The following is a 1,088-nucleotide window of genomic DNA, read 5'->3' on the forward strand; positions in this document are numbered from 1 at the left end:
GCAACAAATGGCTTATCAAACGCCGTCAGAAATCCGATGTACCCTGTAATGTACGTTTGTTGGATATAGCCGAGAAAATTATTGAAAAATATGAGGGTACAACTCGTACAGAGGCACTGTTTCCTACGCCCTCCAATGCTAATTGCAACCTCCTGATTAAAAAGATGATGAAAGATTGCAACATCATTCGTGAAAAACCCATTTCATTTCACTGGGCACGCCATACCTTTGGTACTCTGTTCTTAACAGAAGGGGTTCCCTTGGAAAGCGTTAGCAAGATGATGGGACATAAGAATATCAGAACCACCCAGATTTATGCTAAAATCACCAATGAGAAAATCAGCAAGGATATGGAAATTGCTGCCGAACGATTAAAGAATTTAAAGATAGGATAACTAACAAATTTCTTCTTAGAATTAAAATCCATTGATAACATTTCAAAAAGAGATGTGTCAATGGATTTTTTTGTTGCCTTACAGAAAGCTATTAGAAGAGAAAAAGACTTCAACAAATAAGGAAAAGGGTATTCGTTTGTCACAAATAGAAAAACGTCATTAAGACTTACCTATTTTCCCTGTTTTAAACACTTAAGGCACGTAATGGCGGTTCGTTGTTCGAGTGCAAAGGTATTTCTGTGTTATTAACGCTTCTTGCAAGGTCAAGCCCGATGGGTTTTCAAAAAAATCTCCAGCCCTTGTCCGTTGTCCTGCGGGTAGTATTTTTTTGAAAAACCTTGCAGAAGCTAAACACAGACCTTTTATGGCACTCGAAACGAAACCAGCTCATTCCGACCTTTAAGCGAATAAAAAAAATGTCAAATATGAGAAAAATGCCGCTTCTTACAGATTGTTTTTTGAAACGAATACCGCTTTTCCTCCCATTGTCGAATAAAAAATTTCAAAAAGACAACCCAAAAGCCGAAAATTGTGCGTATCGTATCCAAACAAGCCGTAAAGCCGTATAAAACTCCTAAAATGCAACAAGATGAAAAAAGAGCCCTGTATCGCAACCAAATTCGTGTCTCACGAAATAAGCCCCTTAGAACATCTGAAAAACTGCCAAGTCTATCAGCTCCGTGTAAAGCTCAA

1 protein-coding gene is annotated in these 1,088 nt (G+C 38.1%); it reads left to right on the forward strand.

From position 1 onward, the window contains the following. Nucleotides 1–395 (forward strand): site-specific integrase (locus HMPREF1551_RS06025; RefSeq protein ID WP_021628183.1); only part of this gene is annotated, 395 nt, incomplete at its 5' end. Nucleotides 396–1,088: the final 693 nt, after the last annotated feature.

Origin of the sequence: Capnocytophaga sp. oral taxon 863 str. F0517 (genome assembly GCF_000466425.1) — a bacterium.
In the GTDB taxonomy this organism is placed as follows: domain Bacteria; phylum Bacteroidota; class Bacteroidia; order Flavobacteriales; family Flavobacteriaceae; genus Capnocytophaga.